Origin of the sequence: Micromonospora echinaurantiaca, from assembly GCF_900090235.1 — a bacterium.
GTDB lineage: Bacteria > Actinomycetota > Actinomycetes > Mycobacteriales > Micromonosporaceae > Micromonospora > Micromonospora echinaurantiaca.
On record NZ_LT607750.1, the window covers coordinates 4,378,363 to 4,398,047 of the forward strand.

The window sequence follows — 19,685 nt, forward strand, 5'->3', positions numbered from 1 at the left end:
GGTCGGTCGGGTGTTCAGCCGTGTCGCCATCGTCAACCGTGGTGAGGCCGCGATGCGGCTCATCCACGCCGTCCGGGAGCTGGCCGCGGAGACCGGGGTCCGGATCGAGACCGTCGCCCTGTACACCGACGTCGACCGCACCGCCACGTTCGTGCGGGAGGCCGACATCGCCTACGACCTCGGTCCCGCGTCCGCCCGCCCGTACCTGGACCTGAAGGCGCTGGAGCGCGCACTGGTGGAGACCGGGGCCGACGCCGCGTGGGTCGGCTGGGGCTTCGTCGCGGAGGACCCGGCGTTCGCGGAGCTGTGCGAGAAGGTCGGGGTCACCTTCGTCGGGCCGAGCCCCGAGGCGATGCGCAAGCTCGGTGACAAGATCGGCGCGAAGCTGATCGCCGAAGAGGTCGGCGTGCCGGTCGCGCCGTGGAGCCGGGGCGCGGTCGAGACCCTGGACGCCGCCCTGGCGTCGGCCGACGAGATCGGCTACCCGCTGATGCTGAAGGCGACCGCTGGCGGCGGCGGGCGCGGCATCCGCGTGGTCAGCAACTCCGCCGAGCTGGCCGACGCGTACGAGCGCACCAGCCAGGAGGCGGCGCGGGCGTTCGGCAGCGGCGTGGTGTTCCTGGAGCGCCTGGTCACCGGCGCCCGGCACGTCGAGGTGCAGGTCATCGCGGACGGCCAGGGCACGGCGTGGGCGCTCGGGGTCCGCGACTGCTCGGTGCAGCGGCGCAACCAGAAGGTCATCGAGGAGTCGGCGTCGCCGGTGCTCAGCCCGGCGCAGGCCGCCGAGCTCAAGGCGTCGGCCGAGCGGCTGGCCGTCGCGGTCGGTTACCGGGGCGCGGCGACCGTCGAGTTCCTCTACCACCCGGGCGACCGGCTGTTCGCGTTCCTCGAGGTCAACACCCGGCTGCAGGTCGAGCACCCGATCACCGAGGCGACCACCGGGTTCGACCTGGTCAAGGCGCAGCTGCACGTCGCCGCGGGCGGGCGGCTCGAGGGCGAGCCGCCGGCGGAGCGCGGGCACGCCATCGAGGCCCGGCTGAACGCCGAGGACCCGGACCGTGACTTCGCGCCGTCCCCGGGCCGGATCGCCCGGCTGGACCTGCCCGCCGGGCCGGGCATCCGGGTGGACACCGGCGTCAGCGAGGGCGACACCATCCCGGCCGACTTCGACTCGATGATCGCGAAGATCATCGCCTACGGCCGCGACCGCGACGAGGCGCTCGGCCGGCTGCGCCGGGCGATGGCGAACACCACGGTGATCATCGAGGGTGGCGCCACGAACAAGAGCTTCGTGCTCGACCTGCTCGACCAGCCCGAGGTCATCGACGCGAGCGCGGACACCGGCTGGATCGACCGGGTCCGCGGCGCCGGCCGGCTCGTCGCGCACCGGCACTCCGCCGTCGCGCTGGCGGCCGCCGCCATCGAGGCGTACGAGGAGGAGGAACGCGTCGAGCGGCAGCGGCTGCTGTCGACGGCGTCCGGTGGACGCCCCCAGGTACGGCACGCCAGTGGCCGACCGCTCGACCTCAAGCTGCGCGGCGTCGGCTACCGCATGCGGGTGGCGCGGGTCGGGGCGCACCGGTTCCGGGTCGGCATCGAGGTGGGCGCGACCGTCCGCACCGCCGACGTCGAGCTGGACCGCTTCGACCGGCACACCGGCCAGATCGCCGTCAACGGCGCCCGGTACCGCCTGCTCACCGGGACGCACGGGCCGATCCACCTGGTCGAGGTGGACGGCGTGACGCACCGGATCAGCCGCGACGAGGGCGGGGTGGTCCGCTCGCCCATGCCGGCGCTGGTCGTCGCCACCCCGCTTGAGGTCGGCGCCGAGGTGGAGGCGGGCGCACCGGTGCTGGTGCTGGAGGCCATGAAGATGGAGACGGTGCTGCGGGCGCCGTTCAAGGCGCGGCTGAAGGAGTGCGCCGTCTCCGTGGGCAGCCAGGTGGAGGCCGGCGCGCCGTTGCTGCGGTTGGAGCCGCTGGCCGAGGCGGCCGACGAGGCCGCGGACGCCCCGGCCGCCGCGTCCGTCGAGCTGGACCTGCCGGCCGCCAACGGTGCGGTGCCGGTGCGCCAGCGTGCCGCGCGGGGCCGGGAGGACCTGCGCGGGCTGCTGCTCGGCTTCGACGTCGACCCGCACGACGACCGTCGGGTGCTCGACGACTACCTCGCCGCGCGACAGGTGGAGACGGCGGACGGCCACCGGCCGCTGGCCGAGGAACTCGACCTCGTCACCGCCTTCGTCGACCTCGCCGAGCTCAGCCGCAACCGGCCCACGGGCGAGGACGGCGGCGGGGAAGCCCACGTGCACAGCGCCCGCGAGTACTTCCACACCTACCTGCAGAGCCTCGACGTCGAGCGGGCCGGACTGCCGAGTTCGTTCCAGGCCAAGCTCGCCAAGGCGCTCGGGCACTACGGTGTCACGGACCTGGAGCGCTCCCCCGAGCTGGAAGCCGCCGTGTTCCGGATCTTCCTCGCCCAGCAGCGCGCGTCCGCCGACGCCACGGTCGTCGCGACGCTGCTGCGCGCGTGGCTGCGCGAGTCCCCGCCGGACGAGACGCTGCGCGAGCCGGCGGGCCTCGCGCTGGAGCGGCTGGTGGCCGCCACGCAGGTCCGTTTCCCCGTGGTCGCCGACCTCGCCCGCGGCGTGGTGTTCGCCTGGTTCGCCCAGCCGCTGCTGCGCCGCAACCGCGCCCGCGTCTACGCGGAGGTCCGCCGGAACCTGCGCCACCTGGACGCGTACCCGGACGCGCCGGACCGCGCCGAGCGCGTCGCCGAGATGGTCCGCAGCACCGAGCCGCTGGTTCGGCTGCTCGGCCAGCGGCTGGTGCGCGACCACCTCGACAACGCGGTGATGCTCGAGGTGCTGACCCGGCGTTACTACGGCAACAAGGGGCTGACCCGGGTCGGCACCCATCGGGTCGCCGGCTGCACGTTCGTGGTCGCCGAGCGCGCCGACTCGTGCGTGGTCTCCGCCGCGGTGCGCTTCGACGCGCTGGGCGGCGCGCTGCGCGGGCTCGCCGAACTGGCCAGCGGTGAGGAGGCCGTCGACGCCGACATCTACCTCGCCTGGGAGAGCCAGCCGGAGGACTTCGACGCGACGGTGGCCGAGTTGCTCCAGGTCATCAACGCGCACCCGCTGCCGCCGCAGGTCCGTCGGGTCACCACCACCGTCGCCGGTCGAGGCGGAGCGGTGATGCACCATCACTTCACCTTCCGCCCGTCGGACGCCGGGATGGCCGAGGAGCGGCTGATCCGCGGCCTGCACCCCTACATCGCGCAGCGGATGCAGTTGGAGCGGCTGCACCGGTTCGACCTGACCCGGCTGCCGTCGGCGGACGAGGAGGTCTACCTCTTCCGGTGCGTGGCCCGGGAGAACCCGTCGGACGAGCGGCTGATCGCGTTCGCGCAGGTGCGTGACCTGACCGAGCTGCGCGATCACGACGGCCGGCTGGTCGCGCTGCCGACGACCGAGGACACCGTGGCCGCCTGCCTCGACTCGATCCGCCGCGCCCAGTCGCGGCGCCCGTCGAAGTCGCGGTTCAACACCAACCGGATCGTGATCTACGTCTGGCCGCCGAGCGAGCTCACCCGCGAGGAGATGGAGATGATCGCCGGGCGGGTGCGCCCGACGACCGGGGGCGCCCGCCTGGAGGAGATCCTGTTCATCGCGCGCCAACGCGACCGGACGACCGGCGAGCTGACCAAGATGGCGGTCCGGATCTCCTTCGACGCCACCGGCGCCGCCAAGCTGACCATCGGCGAACCGCCGGTCGACCCGGTCGAGCCGCTCGACGACTACCGGCTGAAGGTGCTGCGGGCGGCCAGCCGCAACACGGTGTACCCGTACGAGCTGACCGGGCTGCTCGGCGACTTCGTCGAGCACGACCTCGACGACGACCACGCGCTGGTGCCCGTCGACCGGCCCCGGGGGCGCAACACGGCGGCGATCGTCGCCGGTGTGGTCACCACACCGACCCCGCGGCACCCGCAGGGCGTCACCCGGGTCGTGCTGCTCGGCGACCCGACCAAGTCGCTGGGCGCGCTCTCCGAGCCGGAGTGCCGCCGGGTGATCGCCGCGCTGGACCTGGCCGAGCGGATGAGCGTGCCGCTGGAGTGGTACGCGCTCTCCGCCGGCGCCCGGATCTCGATGACCTCGGGCACGGAGAACATGGACTGGGTGGCCGCGGCGCTCAAGCGGATCGTCGAGTTCACCCAGGCCGGCGGCGAGATCAACATCGTGGTCGCGGGGATCAACGTCGGCGCCCAGCCGTACTGGAACGCCGAGGCGACGATGCTCATGCACACCAAGGGCGTGCTGGTGATGACGCCGGACTCGGCGATGGTGCTCACCGGCAAGCAGTCGTTGGACTTCTCCGGTGGCGTGTCGGCCGAGGACAACTTCGGCATCGGCGGCTACGACCGGGTGATGGGCCCCAACGGGCAGGCGCAGTACTGGGCGCCGAGCCTGCCCGCCGCGCGGGACGTGCTGATGGCGCACTACGACCACACGTACGTCGCACCCGGCGAGGACGCACCGCGGCGGGCGACCACCAGCGACCCCACCGACCGGGACATCTCCGACTTCCCGCACGCCGTGGCCGGCAGCGACTTCACCACCGTCGGCGAGATCTTCTCCGCCACCGCCAACCCGGACCGCAAGAAGCCGTTCGACATCCGCACCGTCATGCGGGCGCTCGCCGACCAGGACCACCCGGTGCTGGAACGCTGGGCCGGCATGGCCGACGCGGAGACCGCGGTGGTGCAGGACGTGCACCTCGGTGGCATCCCGGTGTGCCTGCTCGGCATCGAGTCACGGGCGGTGCCCCGGTGGGGCTTCCCGCCCACCGACGGCCCGGACACCTACACCGCCGGCACCCTGTTCCCGCGCTCGTCGAAGAAGGCCGCGCGGGCGATCAACGCGGCCAGCGGCAACCGGCCGCTGGTGGTGCTGGCGAACCTGTCGGGCTTCGACGGCTCGCCGGAGTCGATGCGCAAGCTGCAACTGGAGTACGGCGCCGAGATCGGCCGCGCGATCGTGAACTTCCGCGGGCCCATCGTGTTCTGCGTGATCTCGCGGTACCACGGCGGGGCGTTCGTGGTCTTCTCGAAGGCGCTGAACCCGAACATGACAGTGCTGGCGCTGGAGGGTTCGTTCGCGTCGGTGCTCGGCGGCGCGCCCGCCGCCGCGGTGGTCTTCTCCGCCGACGTCGACGCCCGCACCGCGGCCGACCCGCGGGTACGGGACCTGGAGGCCCGTGCCGCGGCCGCCGCCGGCGCGGACCGGGCCGCGCTCACCGCCGAACTCGACGAGCTCCGCGCGTCGGTACGGGCGGAGAAGCTCGGCGAGGTGGCCACGGAGTTCGACCGGGTGCACAGCATCCAGCGTGCGGTCGAGGTCGGCTCCGTCGACGCGGTCATCCGGGCGGCCGAACTCCGTCCGCGGGTCATCGAGGCCATCGAGGCACACCTGCGGTAGCCCCCGGGGCTGCGATCATGCCCCTCCCCCCGGGTACCACCGGCCGGGCGGCAGCCGTCCTGGTGTCCGACGGTTGGGCCCGGCCGGGTGGGGTACACCGCCGCGACTGGCGGGGCGGTCCCCGGCCGGGTTTCGCCCGGCGGGGACCGGCGGGACGGCGCGGGGGGCCGATGTCGGATGGGTCAGCGCGGTGGGGCGGGCCGGGGACGCCCGACGACGTGGTGGAGTTGCGGGTGCACGGGGCCGCCAGCGCGAGCGCCGGCGAGGTGCTGGACCTGCCGCGGATCGAGCAGGTCGCGGGCGACCGCAGCGGGGGCTTCTACCGGACCCGCCGGTGCTCGGACACCGACGACGCCGGGCAGGTGACGCTGGAGGCGTACCGCTGGGGTGATCTTCCCTCGGGGACCGTGGCCCGCACCCTGTCGCTGGTGTTCCTGCTGCCGTTCATGCTGGTCAACGTGGCGATCTGGATGCGCCCGGCGCAACCCGGCTCGGACGCGGTGGCCAGGTCCCTGTGCCGGTTGCTGGCGCTCACCCTCACCGCCCTGTACGTGCTGGCCGCCGCCGGCGTCGCGCTGGACCTGATCGGGTGGAAGTGCCTGACCTCGGCGCCCTGCCTGGAAGGGCGCAGTTGGTTGTCCTGGTTGGCCGGGCGACCGGTCGGACTGCGGCTGGCGGTGCTCGCGCTGGTGCCGGCCGCCGCCATCGGCCTGCTCTGGCGGGCCAGTACCCGCCCGGGGCGGGTGTTCGAGGCGTTCCGCGCTCCCGAGGCGCAGGTCTCCCGGCACCGGCTCAGCGCGGTCGGCCAGTGGGACGCCGAGCCGCTGGTGGGCCGGCTGCGCGCCGTCCACGTCGCGGCGGCGTTCGCGACACTGGACGTCACCCTGCTCGCCGCCCGGGTCTCGGCCGGGCCGTCGGCCGGCACCGTCGCGCTGGCGGTCGCCGCCGGGACGGTCCTGGCCGCGTGTGCGGTGCTGCTCTGCACACCCCCGCTGATCGACCGGGGTGCCACGGACCGGCGGCTGGACCGGGTCACCCGTACGCTGCGGACGATCTCCGTCGTCCTCACCGTCGTGGTGGCGGCCCACCTCCTTTCCAGCCCGGCGCGCTGGCCCGAGGGGGGCGGCCTGCCCGGCTACGACTCGATCCTCACCGGCCTGTTCGCCGCCCAGACGACCCTGCTGATCGCACTGGCCGCCGTGCTGCTCTGGAGCCGGGAACGCCGGCCGGAGGACACGCCGCTGTTCGGGCTGGGCGCGCTGGCGGTCGCGGCCGCCGCGATCAGCGTGGCGGTGGCGTACTCCGCCGAGCTGGTCTACCGGGTGGCGGACTTCCTGGATCGCGACACGCCGACCGCGACGGGGGTGGCCGACGGGCCGCCGCGGGCGTACACCTGGGCGATCTACGGCCTCCTCCGCGCGGTGCTGGTCACGCTGGTGGTCGTGGGCCTGGTCGCGCTGATCTCGCGGCGCGGCCGCTACCGCACCGCGGCGACGCTCATCGCGCACGACTACCCGGACCCGCCGGCGGAGGCGGAGCCACGCCTGCACCAGGTGCGCGGGGCGGTGGCCCGGGCCCGGTTCACCGAACTGCTGATCCCGCTGGCCGTGGTCTACGCCGGCCTCGCCGGGCTCGGCACGGCCACCACCACCATCGGACTGCTGGGGCTCTATCCGGCCGGCGCTCTGGAGCGATTCGCCGGTGTGCCGGCCGACCTGGTCACCTTCGCCGTGGCGTTCGGCAGCTGGGTGATCGCGGCGATCATCCTGGGCCTGGTGCTCGGTGGGATCTTCGCCTACCGGACCGTCGAGTTCCGGCGCCACGTCGGTGTCCTGTGGGACCTGGGCACGTTCTGGCCGCGAGCCGCCCACCCGTTCGCGCCGCCCTGCTACGCCGAGCGCGCCGTGCCGGAGCTGACCCGGCGGATCACGTACCTGGTCGGGCGCGGCAACGCGGTGCTGCTCACCGGGCACAGCTACGGTTCGGTGCTGGCCGCCGCGACGGTGCTCCAACTGCCGCCCGCGGTCAGCAACCGGGTCGCCCTGCTCACCCACGGGTCGCCGCTGCGCCGGATCTACGCCCGGCTCTTCCCCGCCTACATCGACGACGAGGTGCTGCACGAGATCGGCGCCCGGGTCGGCTGGCGGTGGGTGAACCTGTGGCGCGACACGGACCCGATCGGCGGCTGGGTCTTGTCTGCGCACCTGCCCACCGCGCCGGCCCCCGTCGGCCCGGCGGCGGCCGTGGACCGCCGGCTCCGGGATCCCGCCGACGTGGTGACGCCACCGGGCGACAGCGTCCCGCCGCCGATCCAGGGACACCGGGCCTGCGAGTCCGACCAGCGCTTCGTCGAGGCGGCGCGGGAGCTGGTCGAGCGCCTGCGCCCGCCGACGGAGCCAGGGCCGCCGCGGGCCGAATAGCGATCCGCGGCCCGGGTCGCCTGGTGCCGGCGCCGCTGGCCCACCCCGGCGGCCGGTGGTCGCCGGTCAGGTCGGTGGCGACGGCACCTCGGGTGGGCGCCCCCGGGCGCGGGCCACGTCGGAGGCGGCCACGCCGGCGAGTACGGCGGTGGCGGTCAGGGCGGACGGCAGCGGCGGCACGTGGCGCATCGCCGGGATCAGGGCGACCGCCGCGAGCAGCCCGATCAACCGCCCGCGGGACAGGCGGGCGAATACGGTGTACTCGAAGGCGGCCCGTCCGGCCAGGAACAGCGCGGGACCGCCGAGCAGCACGGCGCCCCAGGCGGGTTCGCTGTGCCCGAGGGGATGGGCGATGACGAGTTCCGCGCCGACCGCGGTGAACACGGTGCCGGCCACCATCGCCAGGTGGGTGTACGACACCGATCGGGCGAGGCGGGCCCGGTCCGGGGCTGCGTCGATGGCGGCGGAGAGCAGTTCCCCCGCGCGGTAGATGTAGATCCGCCACAGCAGCACCGTGGTGGTGATCGACACCAGGAAGGCGATGCTGCCGTACGCCGTGAAACCGGTGCCGCGCAGCGTCAGTCCGGTCACCAGGATCAACTCGCCGAGCGCGATGATGAAGAACTGCCGGTACCGCTCGGCCAGGTGCTCGGCCACGCTCGGCAGCTGCGCGATGGGCGTGCGGCCGATCCCGGGGGTGGGGTGGCGGAAGACGTACGCGGCGTAGTCCAGGCCCACCGCCAGTGCCCACAGGATGCCCCGTGCCGTACCGGGCGCCAGCGCGCCGGCGAGCCACGGCAGCGCGGACACGCCGAACCAGAACAGCCCCCGCAGGGCCGTGCACCGCAGTTCGTGCCCCCGCAGCAGGACCACCAGGAAGAGTTCGCGGCCGAGGTGGATGGCGACGTACGCGCCCGCGAAGACCAGCCCCTGCCCGCCGAACGCGTCCGGCAGCGCGACCGCCATCACCAGGACGCCGATCATGATCGCGATGGTCAGGGCCTGGATCTCCGGCCGCTGCGGGTCGAACAACTCGGTGATCCAGGCGGTGGTGAACCAGACCCACCACACGGCCAGCAGCAGCACCAGCGCGTCGACCGCACCGCTGAGGGAGAGGTCGGTCAGCAGCGCGTACGACAGCTGCGCGAGGGCGAAGATGAACGCCAGATCGAAGAAGAGTTCCAGGTACGTGGCCCGGGGATCTCCGGGTCCGCGCAGCAGCCCGCCCACCCTGCCGGTTGTCATAGGTTCGCCTGTTCTGCCGGACTTGTACCGGGCTAGAGCAGTCATACCACGCCAGCTCACCTCCCCGCCCCCGGCGGCGGCCGATCCGCTCGTGCTCGACGTAGTGGGTTCCCGCTACCCGGACAGCGACATCCGCGCGTAACCCGCGCCGAGACCGAGGCAGATCATGAAGATCAGCGCGACGTCCCGCCGCCGGAGAACCCGGGGGCCGGCCGGATACCCTCGCCGTCGTGACGCGCGAGAAGGAGATCACCGGGCCGGTCGACCTGTGCCTGCCGAACGGGCGGCTCAATCCCTCGGCGGTGGGCTGGAGCCGCCGGCCGGTGCACCGGGCGAACCTGCGTGGCTGGGGCCGCAACAAGCGCTGGGAGTACTGGGGCATCGTCACGCCGAGCCACATCGTCGGCCTGGTCGCCTCGTCGCTGGACTACGCCGGCGTGCACGGCCTCTACGTGCTCGACCGGGCCACCAAGGTCGAGATCGACCGGAACGCGGTGGTGCCCTTCGCCCGGGGCACGCTCTTCCCGCCGGCCAGCGGGGCGGGTGCGGTGCGGGCCCGCGGCGGCGGGCTCTCGATCGACATCGCGCAGGCGGCGTCGGGCACCACGATCCGCGCCAGCGCCCCCGGTCTGGAGGTCGATCTGGTGGTGCCGCTGCCGGCGGGGCACGAGTCGCTCGGCGTGGTGGTGCCCTGGAGCACCCGCCGGTTCCAGTACACCGTCAAGGACGTCGGCCGCCCGGTGCGCGGCACGCTGCTGGTCGACGGGGTGGAGCACCAGGTCGCCGAGGCGGACTCCTTCGCCGTGCTCGACCACGGCCGCGGCCGGTGGCCGTACGCGATCTGGTGGAACTGGGCCGCCGGCAGCGCTCCGGGGCGGGCGATCCAGCTCGGCGGCACGTGGACCGACGGCACCGGCTCGACCGAGAACGGCCTCTTCGTCGACGGCCGGCTGCACAAGATCGGCGACGAGCTGCGCTGGGTGTACGACCGCACCGACTGGCTGCGGCCGTGGCGGATCAGCGGTGAGCGGGTGGCGGTGGAGTTCCACCCGTTCCACGAGAAGGTCGCCCGGACCAACCTCGGGGTGCTCGCCAACGAGACGCACCAGTGCTTCGGGCACTTCACCGGCTGGGCGGCGACCGACGACGGCGAGCGGATCGACCTGGCCGGCCTGGTCGGCTGGGCCGAGGAGGCGCGCAACCGCTGGTAGCGTCCGGCACCGGCGGTCGGCGCAGGGCCTAGGGTGGGCGGCATGGCAAGCCTCGCCGCCGACGGCTCCCCGGCGCACAATCCGCTCACCGTGCTGACGCTGGCGGAACTCCGGCGGCGCACCAGCGTGAAGTGGCGCCTGCACCCGCCGGACGTCCTTCCGCTCTGGGTGGCCGAGATGGACGTGCCGCTCGCTCCCGTGGTGGCGGACACGCTGCGCCGGGCGGTCGACCTCGGCGACACCGGCTACCCGCACGGCACCGGGTACGCCGAGGCGCTCGGCGAGTTCGCCGCCGGGCGCTGGGGCTGGCACGACTTCCGGGTCGACCGCACCGCTGTCGTCCCGGACGTGATGATGGGCGTCGTCGAGGTGCTCCGGCTGGTGACCGACCCGGGCGACGCGGTGGTGGTCTGCTCCCCCGTCTACCCGCCCTTCTACGCGTTCGTCGGCCACGCCGACCGCCGGGTGATCGAGGCTCCGCTCGGACCGGACCTGCGGCTGGACCTCGCCGCCCTCGACGAGGCGTTCCGCCGCGCGCGGAAGTACGGCCGCCGGCCGGCGTTCCTGCTGTGCAACCCGCACAACCCGACGGGCGTGGTGCACCGCCGGGACGAACTCGAGGCCGTCGCCGACCTGGCCGACCGGCACGGCGTACGGGTGGTCTCCGACGAGATCCACGCTCCCCTGGTGCTGTCCGGGGCGCGGTTCACCCCGTACCTCACGGTGGCCGGCGCCGAGAACGCGTTCGCCCTGACCTCCGCGTCGAAGGCGTGGAACCTCGCCGGTCTCAAGGCAGCGCTCGCGGTCGCCGGGCCACGGGCCGCCGCCGACCTCGACCGGATGCCGGAGGAGGTCAGCCACGGCCCCAGCCACCTCGGCATCCTCGCGCACACCGCCGCGTTCCGCGCCGGCGGCCAGTGGCTCGACCTGCTGCTGGACGGCCTCGACGCCAACCGCACGCTGCTGGAGACGCTGCTGGCGAAGCACCTGCCGTCCGTCGGCTACCGCCGCCCCGAGGGCACCTACCTCGCCTGGCTCGACTGCACCGGGCTGGGCGTCGACACCGAGCGGCCGGCTGCCGGCGAGCCGGGGGTGGCCAGCGACCTCGCCGGGCCGGCGCAGATGTTCCTCGACCGGGCCCGGGTCGCGCTCAGCTCCGGGCACGTCTTCGGCACCGGCGGCACCGGCTTCGTCCGGCTCAACTTCGCCACCTCACCCGCGGTGCTCACCGAGGCCGTCGCCCGCATGGGCCGCGCCGTCGGCGCGCGGCAGGCGTCCGCGCGCACCGGCGCCGACAACGCGGTACGCGCGTAGTCGAACCGGTCGTTACTACTGGCCTGCGGCAGCGGGCGCGGTCAGCGACCGAGGCTCGCGGAGAGCCGGCGGATGCCATGGACGAGCAGGTCGGGCGCGCGGTGACCGGCGTGGTGCCCGACACGGTCGACCAGAAGTCAGCTCAGCCTGCGGAGACCCTCGACGACGGCGGCGCGGAGCAGCTCACCGTATTCGCCGGCCGGCACCGCGTCGACATGCTCCGCCGCCCGCTCGAAGGCGGCGCGCGCGGCGGCCATGTTGCCCAGCCGCTCGTTGGCCATCGCCACACCGACGTGCAGCGAGGGGTGGAACGCGGCGACCCGGTCATCGCCGACGGCGTCGGCGTGCCGCAGCGCCGCCTGGTTCCACCGCAGCATCTCCTCGGGGTCGTCCTGCTGCCGGGCCAGATAGTGCGCAGCGACGCAAGCGTCGTAGTCGTCGGTACGCCTCGCCCAGGCCTGTTCGAACAACGCCCGCGCGTCGGCCGGCCGCTCCTCCGCCTCCGCCCGCATCCCGTCCTGGCACAGCCGCAGCACCGGATTACCGAGATCCATCGTCACTCCCACTGATCGCCGACCGGCTGACGCGACGATCCTGGGGGCTCGACCAGGTTGAGGGGCAAACAGGCGAGGCGCATCAGGTGCCGCGACGGCCCTGGCTGCTGGTTGCTGCCGGCCGAGGTTCGCCGGCCCGGGAGTCTGGCAGGTGGGTGCAGTGCGCGACCGTGGCGTCGTCCGGCGCATCGGGGCCGGCGACGGCGCGGGCCTCGGCCTGCCGGACCCGCCGGATGACCTCGGCCGGCCCGTAACCGCGCAGCAGTTCCAGGACGCCCGGCCAGTCGGTCAGGCGGTACGGGCTGACGATGCGGCTGGCGCCGTTGCTGAGCAGCGCCACGCCGGCCAGTTCGGCGAGGGGCCGGCTGCCGGTCACCGCTTCCTCGGCCGCACGCGGATCCTCCTTGGCGATCCAGTAGCCGCCCGGCTGGTTCCGGCGGGCCCGCAGCGCCTGGCGGCACGAGTCGAGGACGCGGTCGTACTCTGGGGTTCCGCCGGGCACACCGTCCAACGGCGCCGCGCAGACCCGCCGGGCGGCGACCTCCCGCTCGTCGGTGAGGACCTGCGGGCCCCCGCGGACCGGGTCGAGGACGAGGAAGGAGTCCGCGAGCAGCAGATGGTCCAGCCGGCCCCGATCGACGCGGACGATCGCCACGGTCGCCTGCGGGCTGCTCGGGTCGGTGAGGTCGCAGGTGTGCCGGTGATCCTCGGCCGTCTCGGCGATGGCCTCGGCGAGGATGGTCGTGAGAGTCCGCCCGTCGTCCCGCGACAGCCGGCCGAGCAGCACGCCGCCGAGGCGGTGGGTGTACCAGGCGACCCCGTGGCGGCAGATCGACTCGGTGCCCGGGATGCCGGCACCGTCCAGCAGCACGACAGCCCCGGGAACGGCGCCGACGAAGTCCTCGTTCGGTCGGCCGGCCCTACCGGCGCTGGTTGTCATGCCGACGCGCAATGCGGGCTCCCAGGACAGGGACAGCAGGAACGACCATCGATGATGCCTGCCGAGCCGGGCCGCGGCGAGGGGCCTCGGACGCCACCGACACCGGCAGGGCCACGCTCAGCCGGCCTGGCCGGTCGCCCGCATCGGGCATCCGGTGCCGACCCGCGCCTGGAGGTCGGCCCGTAGCGCGGCCAGCTCGGCCATCCGCGCGTCGATGACCTGGATCTTGTCTGCGAACAGCGCGGACAACGCCTCGGCGGCGTCCGGGGCGTCGCGCAGTTCCGCGCCGTGCCGGGCGATCTCCGCGAGCGTGAACCCGAGGGCCTGTGCCGTGCGGACGTACGCCAGCCAGGGCACCGTCTCGGCTGGGAAGTCGCGGTAGCCGTTGGGCAACCGTCGACCCGAGACAAGGCCGACCTTCTCGTAGAACCGGATGGTGTCCCTGGTCATCCCCGCTTGCGCGGCCAGCTCCCCGATGCGCATGACCCTCCGCCGGATCGCGGTCTTGACCTTGGAGCGTACTCCACTGTCTACCGTGAGGCGTCGCTGCCGTGTGATCAGCAGGAGTCTCGTCGTGATCCGTTCCTTCACCCCTTACCACCCCGGCTACCTGCGCGTCGTACGGGCGAGCGCCTGGTACGACCTCGTCGTCACCGCGGGCTTCACGACCCCGTGGACGTACGCGCTGGTGCACCGCGCGCTGTCGGCGCTCAGCGGCACGCTCGGGCTCGGCACCCTGCCCGCCCTCGACCCAATGCAGACGCTGTACGCCAACCTCATGGGCTCGGTCGTGGTCGTCTGGGCGCTGCTGCGCATCGTCCGGCCGCTGCCGGTGCACGGCCTGGCCGACGGCGTCGCGCGCACGCTGTTCGCGGCGTGGCAGGCGTACGCGCTGGGCCACGGCGCCTTCCGGCTGCTGTGGCTGTTCCTCGTCGTCGAGGTGGCGCTCGGGGTCGTCCAGCTGGTGCCCTGGTCGCGAGTTCGGCGCACCGGGCTCACCGGCGGCGTGGCGTGATCAGCCCCGACTCGTACGCCCAGACGACCAGCTGGGCACGGTCGCGGCAGTGCAGCTTGGTCATCGCCCGGTTGACGTGGGTCTTGGCGGTCAACGGACTGATCACCATGCGTTCGGCGATCTCGTCGTTGCTCAGCCCCCAGGCGACCAGCTCGACGATCTCCTGCTCCCGGGCGGTCAGCACGTCGCGTCCGGCCGCCGGGTCGGCCGGCGGCGGGCCGGCGACGAACTCGCTGATCAACGTACGCGTGACCGCCGGGGCGAGCAGCGCGTCGCCGCGCGCCACGACGTCGACGGCCTGCAACAGGTCGGCGGGGTCGGCGTCCTTCAGGAGGAACCCGCTGGCGCCCGCGCGGAGCGCGGCGAAGACGTACGAGTCGAGCCCGTAGTTGGTGAGGATGAGGACGCGGACCGCGGCGAGGTCGGGAGCGGCGGCGATCCGCCGGGTGGCCTCGATGCCGTCGAGTCCCGGCATCTGCACGTCCATCAGCACCACGTCCGGCCGCAGGCGTCGGGACAACTCGACCGCCGCGGCGCCGTCGGCGGCCTCGCCGACGACCTCCAGGTCGTCGTCGGCGTCGAGCAGCGCCCGGAACCCGGCCCGCATCAGCGCCTGGTCGTCGACGAGCAGCACCCGGATCATGCCGGCTCCTCCCTCCGGTCGGAGCCGCCACGATCCGTGACGAACTGAGCTGGCTGGACCTCACGCAAGCGCTCGGTCATGCCGGCCCATCCAGCGGGAAGGTGGCGCGTACCGCGAACCCACCGCCGTCGCGGGCGGCGGCCCGTAGCGTGCCGCCCAGCCCGGTGACCCGTTCCGTCATGCCGCGCAGGCCCACCCCCGGCGTCACCGGGCGGTCCGGCGACGCCTGGCCATCGTCGTCCACCGCGACGGTGAGCTGGGCCGGGGCGTAGTCGATGTGGACCTGGGCGGTGGCGGGGCCGGCATGGCGGGCCACATTGGTCAGCGCCTCCTGGACCACGCGGTACCCGGCCTGGTCCACCTCGGCGGGCAGCTCCCGCGGCGGGCCGGTGACGGTCACCCGCACCGGTACGCCGGCCGCCCGGGTCCGCTCCGCCAGCTCGTCCACCCGGGCCAGCCCGACCCGGTCCCCGTCGGCGGGCGAGCGCAGGACGTCCAGCGTCGCCCGCAGCTCCCGCATCGCGGCGCCGCTGGCCTCCTGGATCGCCAGCAGCGCGGCCGACGGTTCCTCGTGGTGCTTGCGGGCCAGGTGCACGGCGATCCCGGCCTGCACCTTGATCACGGAGATGTTGTGGGTCAGCGAGTCGTGCAGGTCGCGGGCGATGCGCAGCCGCTCCTCGCCGGCGCGGCGCAACGCCATCTCCTCGCGGGTGCGTTCGGCCTCGATCGCCCGCTGCTCGACCTGTTCCAGGTACGCCCGGCGCTGCCCCGCGACGAGCCCGGCGACGTTGGCCGCCACGAACCAGCCCAGCAGCAGCGAGGTCCGCTCGACGATCAGCTGCCCGGGGCGGTCGGTGGGCGCGACCGAGACGTCGCGGGCCAGGAAGACGCCGAGGAAGACCAGGCTGGCCAGGACGGCGGGCGCCCGGTGTCCGCGCCAGGCGGCGACGTAGACGGCGCCGAGGACGGGGAACGAGGCGGCCGCCCCGGGGTGCACCCGGACGTGGAGGGCCAGCATGGCGGCGGTCACCACGGCCAACGCCACCACCGGGAAGCGCCGGCACACCGCCAGCGCGGCCGCCATGAGCAGGACCAGGGCGACGTCGACCGCCCGCACCGGTGCGGCGTCCGGGGCGAGCGTGGCGTTGCCGAGCAGCAGGCCGCCGAGGGCGAGGCCGCCGAGGGCGTACGGCAGATCGCGGCGCATGATCGAACTGTAGAGCGGCCGTCGGCGGGGGGCATCCTCCTGGCGCGGTAGCTGGGGCGTACCGCGGACGTGGTATCGGCGGCCGGGCAAGTGCCTGCGGCGGCACGACGCCTTACCGGCCCGCCGCGGCGAGCATCGAACCCATGACATACCGCTTCTTCACCCCAGCGAAGGCGTCGACCGCGACCGGTCTCACCGCGGCGGTCTACCGGCAGCTGCGGGACGAGTTCCTCGGGCCGGTGCCCACCTTCCAGGCGCTCTCGCCGGTGCCGGAGGTGCAGGCCGCGACCTGGGCGCTGATGCGCGAGGCGCTGCTCGCCGGGGACGCGTCCCGGGTCGACCGCGAGCTCGTCGCGGCGGCGGTGTCCCGGGCCAACCGGTGCCGGTTCTGCGTCGACGCGCACGTCTTGCTGCTGCACGCCCTGGGCGAGCACGAACTGGCCGAGGTCATCGCCCGGGGCGGGATGCCAACGGAGCCGAGGCAGGTCGAGCTCGTCGGCTGGGCCGAGGCCAGCCGGAACCCCCGGGCCGCCGACTGGACCAGCCCGTACCGCCCGGAGGTCACCGGCACCCTGCTCGCCTTCCACTTCATCAACCGGGTCGTCTCGGCGCTGCTCGACCCGGACCTGCTGCCCGGCGGTCTGCAGCGCTCCCCGCTGGTGCGGTCGGTGGGCGGCCGGCTCTACGCCAGGGCGGCCCGGGAGCCGAAGGAGCCCGGCGGAAGCCTGTCACTGCTCGCCGCCGGCACGACGGCGGCACCGGCCTGGGCCGGGGACAGCCCGGTCGGCGTCGCGTACGCGGCGCTGCGGGACGCCGCCACCCGGGGCGGCGAGCTGCTGGGCGATGTGGCCCGCCAGACCGTCACGGCGACCGTGCGGTGGGAGGACGGGCGGTACCCGGTCCGGCCCGCGGACTGGGCCGTGGATCTGGTCCGGGACGTGCCGGGCGCGGACCGCGTCGGCACCCGGATCGCGTTGCTGGCGGCGTTCGCGCCCAGCGCGATCAGCCCGGGCGACGTCGCCCTGTGGCGGTTCACCCATCCGGACGACGCCGACCTGGTGCGGCTGGTCGCGTACGGCGCGATCACCGCCACCGCGCACGTCGCCCAGGCCCTGTCCCCGGCTCACCACTAGGAGTTCACCATGCGCAAGGCCTTCGTCATCGTCAGCACGTTGTCGCTCGTCGCGTTCGCCCTGCAGTTCATCTTCGCCGCCGTGGGCGCCTTCACGAAGCCCGCGGGCGACGGCGCGTACCTGTTGCACAGCGTCACCGGGATGGCGGTCATCCCCGTTCTCACCCTGCTCACCATCCTGTTCGCCGTGCTGGCGAAGGCACCGGGCCGGGTCGTCGGGCTGGCGGTGCTGCCGCTCGGCCTCGTCGTCCTGCAGGTGCTCCTCGCCGGGCTCGCGAGCGGCTTGACCGACGCCGCCGGCGCCAGCACGCCGTTCGGCCTGACCATCGCCGGGTTGCACGCGCTCAACGGCATCATCGCGGTGCACGTCGTGGTCGGCGTCCTCCAGGCGGCTCGGCAACTGGCCAACCCGACGCCGGCCGGTGCCGCCCCGGTGGTCGTACCGGAAGGCGAGCCGGCATGACCACCGGCTCGCTGCTCGCGGTCGACCTGGTGATCGCGGTCCTCGCGGCCGCCGGGTGGCTGGGCGCCGGCGGCGCGTCGGCCGCCCGGCGCCGGCCGCTCGCCCTGGGGCTGGCCGCCCTGGCGCTGCTCGCCATGCTCGCCCGGGCCGTCACGGTCACCGCGCTCGCCCGCGCCGGCTGGTGGTTCGCGGCGGAGAAGGTGCTGATCGCCGCGCCCCTGTCGGTCGCGGGCGTGGTCGTCGCCGGGCCGCGGCTGCTGCGGGCCGCGGGCGACGTCCGCGCCGTCGCGGTCCCGCTGCTCTTCGCCGGGTACGCCGCCGGCGCCGGCCTGCTCGTCACGGTCCTGCACGGCTACCCGGCGTCGGCGGGTGTCGGGCTGCTGGCGCTCGCCGGCGTCGTCGCGGCGACCGCGGTCAGCTGGCGGGTCCTCGGCACACGCCCGTCCCCGACGGTGTCCCGGGCGGCCGTCGCGGTGGCGGTCGCGGCGCTGGTGACCGGCACCGGGCTGACCGTCACCCCGGAGCCCGCTCCCGCCGTACCGCACGATCACCAGTACCGGGAGGCGGGGACCGCGGGCGAGCCGACCCGGCGGTTCACCCTGACGGCCGGGACCGCCACGGTGACCGTGGCCGGCCGGGACGTCGCGGCGTGGGCGTTCAACGGGCAGGTACCCGGGCCGGAACTGACCGCCACCGTCGGCGACGTGCTGGAGGTGACGCTGCGCAACCGGGACATCGGGCGCGGGGTCACCCTGCACTGGCACGGGTACGACGTGCCGAACAGTCAGGACGGGGTGCCCGGCGTGACGCAGGCGGCGGTGCTGCCCGGGCAGGAGTTCGTCTACCGGTTCCGGGCCGACCAGGTCGGGACGTACTGGTACCACACCCACTCGGCGTCCGACGTCGGCGTACGCAAGGGGCTCTACGGCGTCCTGGTGGTGCGCCCGGCGCCGGTGACCGGCGTCGACGTCACCGTGCCGGTGCACACCCTGTCCGGCGTTTCGCTGCCCGCGGCGAGGACGGAGCCGGTCCAGGCGGGGACGCCGGTGCGGCTGCGGCTGATCAACACCGACAGCACCACCCATCGGTACGCCCTGGCCGGCACGCCGTTCCGGGTCGCCGCGATCGACGGTTACGACCTGCGGGGCCCCACGCCGCTGGTGGACACCGCCGTGCTGATCCCGGCCGGAGGCCGCTACGACCTGGTGTTCACCGCACCCGCCACGCCGGTGGCGCTGTTCGTGGACGGTCGCCAGGTCTACGCGACCGGGCCGGTGTCGGTGGCGACCGACGGGTGGCCGGTGCTGGACCCGCTCGGCTACGGCGTCGCCGCCCCGGCGCCGTGGTCCCGGTTCGACAAGACGTTCACCCTCGTCCTCGACCGCGGCCTCGACCTGCGCGGACTGCTCCCCCGGTACGCGCACACCGTCAACGGTGCGGCGGATCCGGACATCCCGCCGCAGGTCGTCCGGCTCGGCGACGTCGTCCGGTTCACCATCGTGAACCGGTCCCAGGTGGTGCACCCCTGGCACCTGCACGGGCATCACGTCCTGGTGTTGACCCGCGACGGGAGACCGGCGGCCGGCAGTCCGTTGTGGCTGGACTCCTTCGACGTGCGCCCGGGCGAGGTGTGGCAGGTGGCGTTCCGGGCCGACAACCCCGGGATGTGGGCCAACCACTGCCACAACCTGGCGCACGCCGACGCCGGGATGACGCTGCACCTGATGTACGCGTAGTCCGCGGGGCAGCGCCCCGGCGGGTGGGCGTTCGTCGATCTCTTGACGATCCGCACGGCGGGACCTGTCCTCCTGAGGCACGATTGCGGGTCGCCCAGGCGCCGGATGCTCCCGGAGCCGCATGCCCCGGCATCGCCGGGTGTCGCCGAGCGGTGGCGCCCGTTGCAGGGGTGCTGCTTTCCCGCGGTGGTCGCTGGTGGGAGGTCGGTTCTTCATCGTTCGGTATCCCTGGTGTCGCGCCGACGAAGGAAGGTTCGCCGAGCGGTTCGGGGTCGGTGGGGAAACGGCGGGCTCCTTTGTGGAAGGGATGGCCGGGATCGGTCCGGGTC

At 74.2% G+C, this 19,685-nt stretch carries 14 protein-coding genes; 8 read left to right on the forward strand and 6 right to left on the reverse strand.

Features of this window, described 5'->3' with window-relative positions:
• Window positions 1-10 precede the first annotated feature (10 nt).
• Both GA0070609_RS19640 and GA0070609_RS19645 read left to right on the forward strand, forming a co-directional pair.
• On the forward strand, window positions 11-5,476 hold the full coding sequence (locus GA0070609_RS19640) for an ATP-binding protein (protein ID WP_088995136.1): 5,466 nt from the start codon (window positions 11-13) through the stop codon (window positions 5,474-5,476).
• Window positions 5,477-5,646: 170 nt separating this feature from the next.
• Entirely contained in the window at window positions 5,647-7,896 is a 2,250-nt protein-coding gene (locus tag GA0070609_RS19645; RefSeq protein ID WP_088995137.1) for a hypothetical protein, read from the forward strand.
• Between the two features lie 66 nt (window positions 7,897-7,962).
• Here the strand turns inward: GA0070609_RS19645 and GA0070609_RS19650 are convergent, their stop codons facing one another.
• Window positions 7,963-9,141: a low temperature requirement protein A gene (locus GA0070609_RS19650; RefSeq protein ID WP_088995138.1), complete on the reverse strand. Its 1,179-nt coding sequence runs from the start codon at window positions 9,139-9,141 to the stop codon at window positions 7,963-7,965.
• A 230-nt stretch (window positions 9,142-9,371) separates the two neighbouring features.
• On the opposite strand from GA0070609_RS19650, the gene GA0070609_RS19655 reads away from it, so the two are divergent.
• Window positions 9,372-10,352, forward strand: coding sequence for a DUF2804 domain-containing protein (locus GA0070609_RS19655; RefSeq protein ID WP_088995139.1), 981 nt, complete (start codon window positions 9,372-9,374; stop codon window positions 10,350-10,352).
• A gap of 42 nt (window positions 10,353-10,394) precedes the next feature.
• On the forward strand, window positions 10,395-11,666 hold the full coding sequence (locus tag GA0070609_RS19660) for a MalY/PatB family protein (protein WP_088995140.1): 1,272 nt from the start codon (window positions 10,395-10,397) through the stop codon (window positions 11,664-11,666).
• A gap of 137 nt (window positions 11,667-11,803) precedes the next feature.
• Here GA0070609_RS19660 and GA0070609_RS19665 read toward each other — a convergent pair whose 3' ends face one another.
• The 3 genes from GA0070609_RS19665 to GA0070609_RS19675 all read right to left on the reverse strand — a co-directional run bounded on the left by GA0070609_RS19665 (window position 11,804) and on the right by GA0070609_RS19675 (window position 13,643).
• Window positions 11,804-12,220, reverse strand: a complete 417-nt coding sequence (locus GA0070609_RS19665; protein WP_088997845.1) for a hypothetical protein — start codon at window positions 12,218-12,220, stop codon at window positions 11,804-11,806.
• An 82-nt stretch (window positions 12,221-12,302) separates the two neighbouring features.
• On the reverse strand, window positions 12,303-13,160 hold the full coding sequence (locus tag GA0070609_RS19670) for a hypothetical protein (protein ID WP_231928343.1): 858 nt from the start codon (window positions 13,158-13,160) through the stop codon (window positions 12,303-12,305).
• A gap of 117 nt (window positions 13,161-13,277) precedes the next feature.
• Window positions 13,278-13,643: a MerR family transcriptional regulator gene (locus tag GA0070609_RS19675; RefSeq protein ID WP_088995141.1), complete on the reverse strand. Its 366-nt coding sequence runs from the start codon at window positions 13,641-13,643 to the stop codon at window positions 13,278-13,280.
• 91 nt (window positions 13,644-13,734) lie between these two features.
• On the opposite strand from GA0070609_RS19675, the gene GA0070609_RS19680 reads away from it, so the two are divergent.
• Complete coding sequence (locus GA0070609_RS19680) at window positions 13,735-14,175, forward strand: hypothetical protein (protein ID WP_172899374.1); 441 nt, start codon at window positions 13,735-13,737, stop codon at window positions 14,173-14,175.
• Here GA0070609_RS19680 and GA0070609_RS19685 read toward each other — a convergent pair.
• Both GA0070609_RS19685 and GA0070609_RS19690 read right to left on the reverse strand, forming a co-directional pair.
• Window positions 14,156-14,818 carry a response regulator gene (locus tag GA0070609_RS19685; protein WP_088995142.1) on the reverse strand — a complete coding sequence of 221 codons (663 nt, stop codon included), beginning with the start codon at window positions 14,816-14,818 and terminating at the stop codon, window positions 14,156-14,158. The two genes, GA0070609_RS19680 and GA0070609_RS19685, sit on opposite strands and share 20 nt — an antisense overlap.
• A 76-nt stretch (window positions 14,819-14,894) precedes the next feature.
• Window positions 14,895-16,025, reverse strand: a complete 1,131-nt coding sequence (locus GA0070609_RS19690; protein ID WP_088995143.1) for a sensor histidine kinase — start codon at window positions 16,023-16,025, stop codon at window positions 14,895-14,897.
• A gap of 143 nt (window positions 16,026-16,168) precedes the next feature.
• Here GA0070609_RS19690 and GA0070609_RS19695 point away from each other — a divergent pair, with 143 nt between their 5' ends.
• From GA0070609_RS19695 to GA0070609_RS19705, 3 genes are read left to right on the forward strand one after another with little or no spacing between them, the layout of a single operon-like run.
• Window positions 16,169-17,158, forward strand: a complete 990-nt coding sequence (locus GA0070609_RS19695) for a carboxymuconolactone decarboxylase family protein (RefSeq protein WP_088995144.1) — start codon at window positions 16,169-16,171, stop codon at window positions 17,156-17,158.
• 9 nt (window positions 17,159-17,167) lie between these two features.
• Window positions 17,168-17,620 (forward strand): DUF6220 domain-containing protein, encoded by a 453-nt coding sequence (locus GA0070609_RS19700; RefSeq protein WP_088995145.1) that lies wholly within the window; start codon window positions 17,168-17,170, stop codon window positions 17,618-17,620.
• Complete coding sequence (locus GA0070609_RS19705; protein WP_088995146.1) at window positions 17,617-19,356, forward strand: multicopper oxidase family protein; 1,740 nt, start codon at window positions 17,617-17,619, stop codon at window positions 19,354-19,356. The genes GA0070609_RS19700 and GA0070609_RS19705 overlap by 4 nt, the downstream gene beginning before the upstream one ends.
• Window positions 19,357-19,685 lie beyond the last annotated feature (329 nt).

Excerpts from the sequence above, each read along its gene's own strand:
- GA0070609_RS19645 (WP_088995137.1), top strand. The coding sequence starts at position 5,647 with ATGTCGGATGGGTCAGCGCGGTGGGGCGGGCCGGGGACGCCCGACGAC.
- GA0070609_RS19650 (WP_088995138.1), bottom strand. The coding sequence starts at position 9,141 with ATGACAACCGGCAGGGTGGGCGGGCTGCTGCGCGGACCCGGAGATCCC.
- GA0070609_RS19660 (WP_088995140.1), top strand. The coding sequence starts at position 10,395 with ATGGCAAGCCTCGCCGCCGACGGCTCCCCGGCGCACAATCCGCTCACC.
- GA0070609_RS19665 (WP_088997845.1), bottom strand. The coding sequence starts at position 12,220 with ATGGATCTCGGTAATCCGGTGCTGCGGCTGTGCCAGGACGGGATGCGG.
- GA0070609_RS19670 (WP_231928343.1), bottom strand. The coding sequence starts at position 13,160 with ATGACAACCAGCGCCGGTAGGGCCGGCCGACCGAACGAGGACTTCGTC.
- GA0070609_RS19675 (WP_088995141.1), bottom strand. The coding sequence starts at position 13,643 with ATGCGCATCGGGGAGCTGGCCGCGCAAGCGGGGATGACCAGGGACACC.
- GA0070609_RS19685 (WP_088995142.1), bottom strand. The coding sequence starts at position 14,818 with ATGATCCGGGTGCTGCTCGTCGACGACCAGGCGCTGATGCGGGCCGGG.
- GA0070609_RS19690 (WP_088995143.1), bottom strand. The coding sequence starts at position 16,025 with ATGCGCCGCGATCTGCCGTACGCCCTCGGCGGCCTCGCCCTCGGCGGC.
- GA0070609_RS19695 (WP_088995144.1), top strand. The coding sequence starts at position 16,169 with ATGACATACCGCTTCTTCACCCCAGCGAAGGCGTCGACCGCGACCGGT.
- GA0070609_RS19700 (WP_088995145.1), top strand. The coding sequence starts at position 17,168 with ATGCGCAAGGCCTTCGTCATCGTCAGCACGTTGTCGCTCGTCGCGTTC.
- GA0070609_RS19705 (WP_088995146.1), top strand. The coding sequence starts at position 17,617 with ATGACCACCGGCTCGCTGCTCGCGGTCGACCTGGTGATCGCGGTCCTC.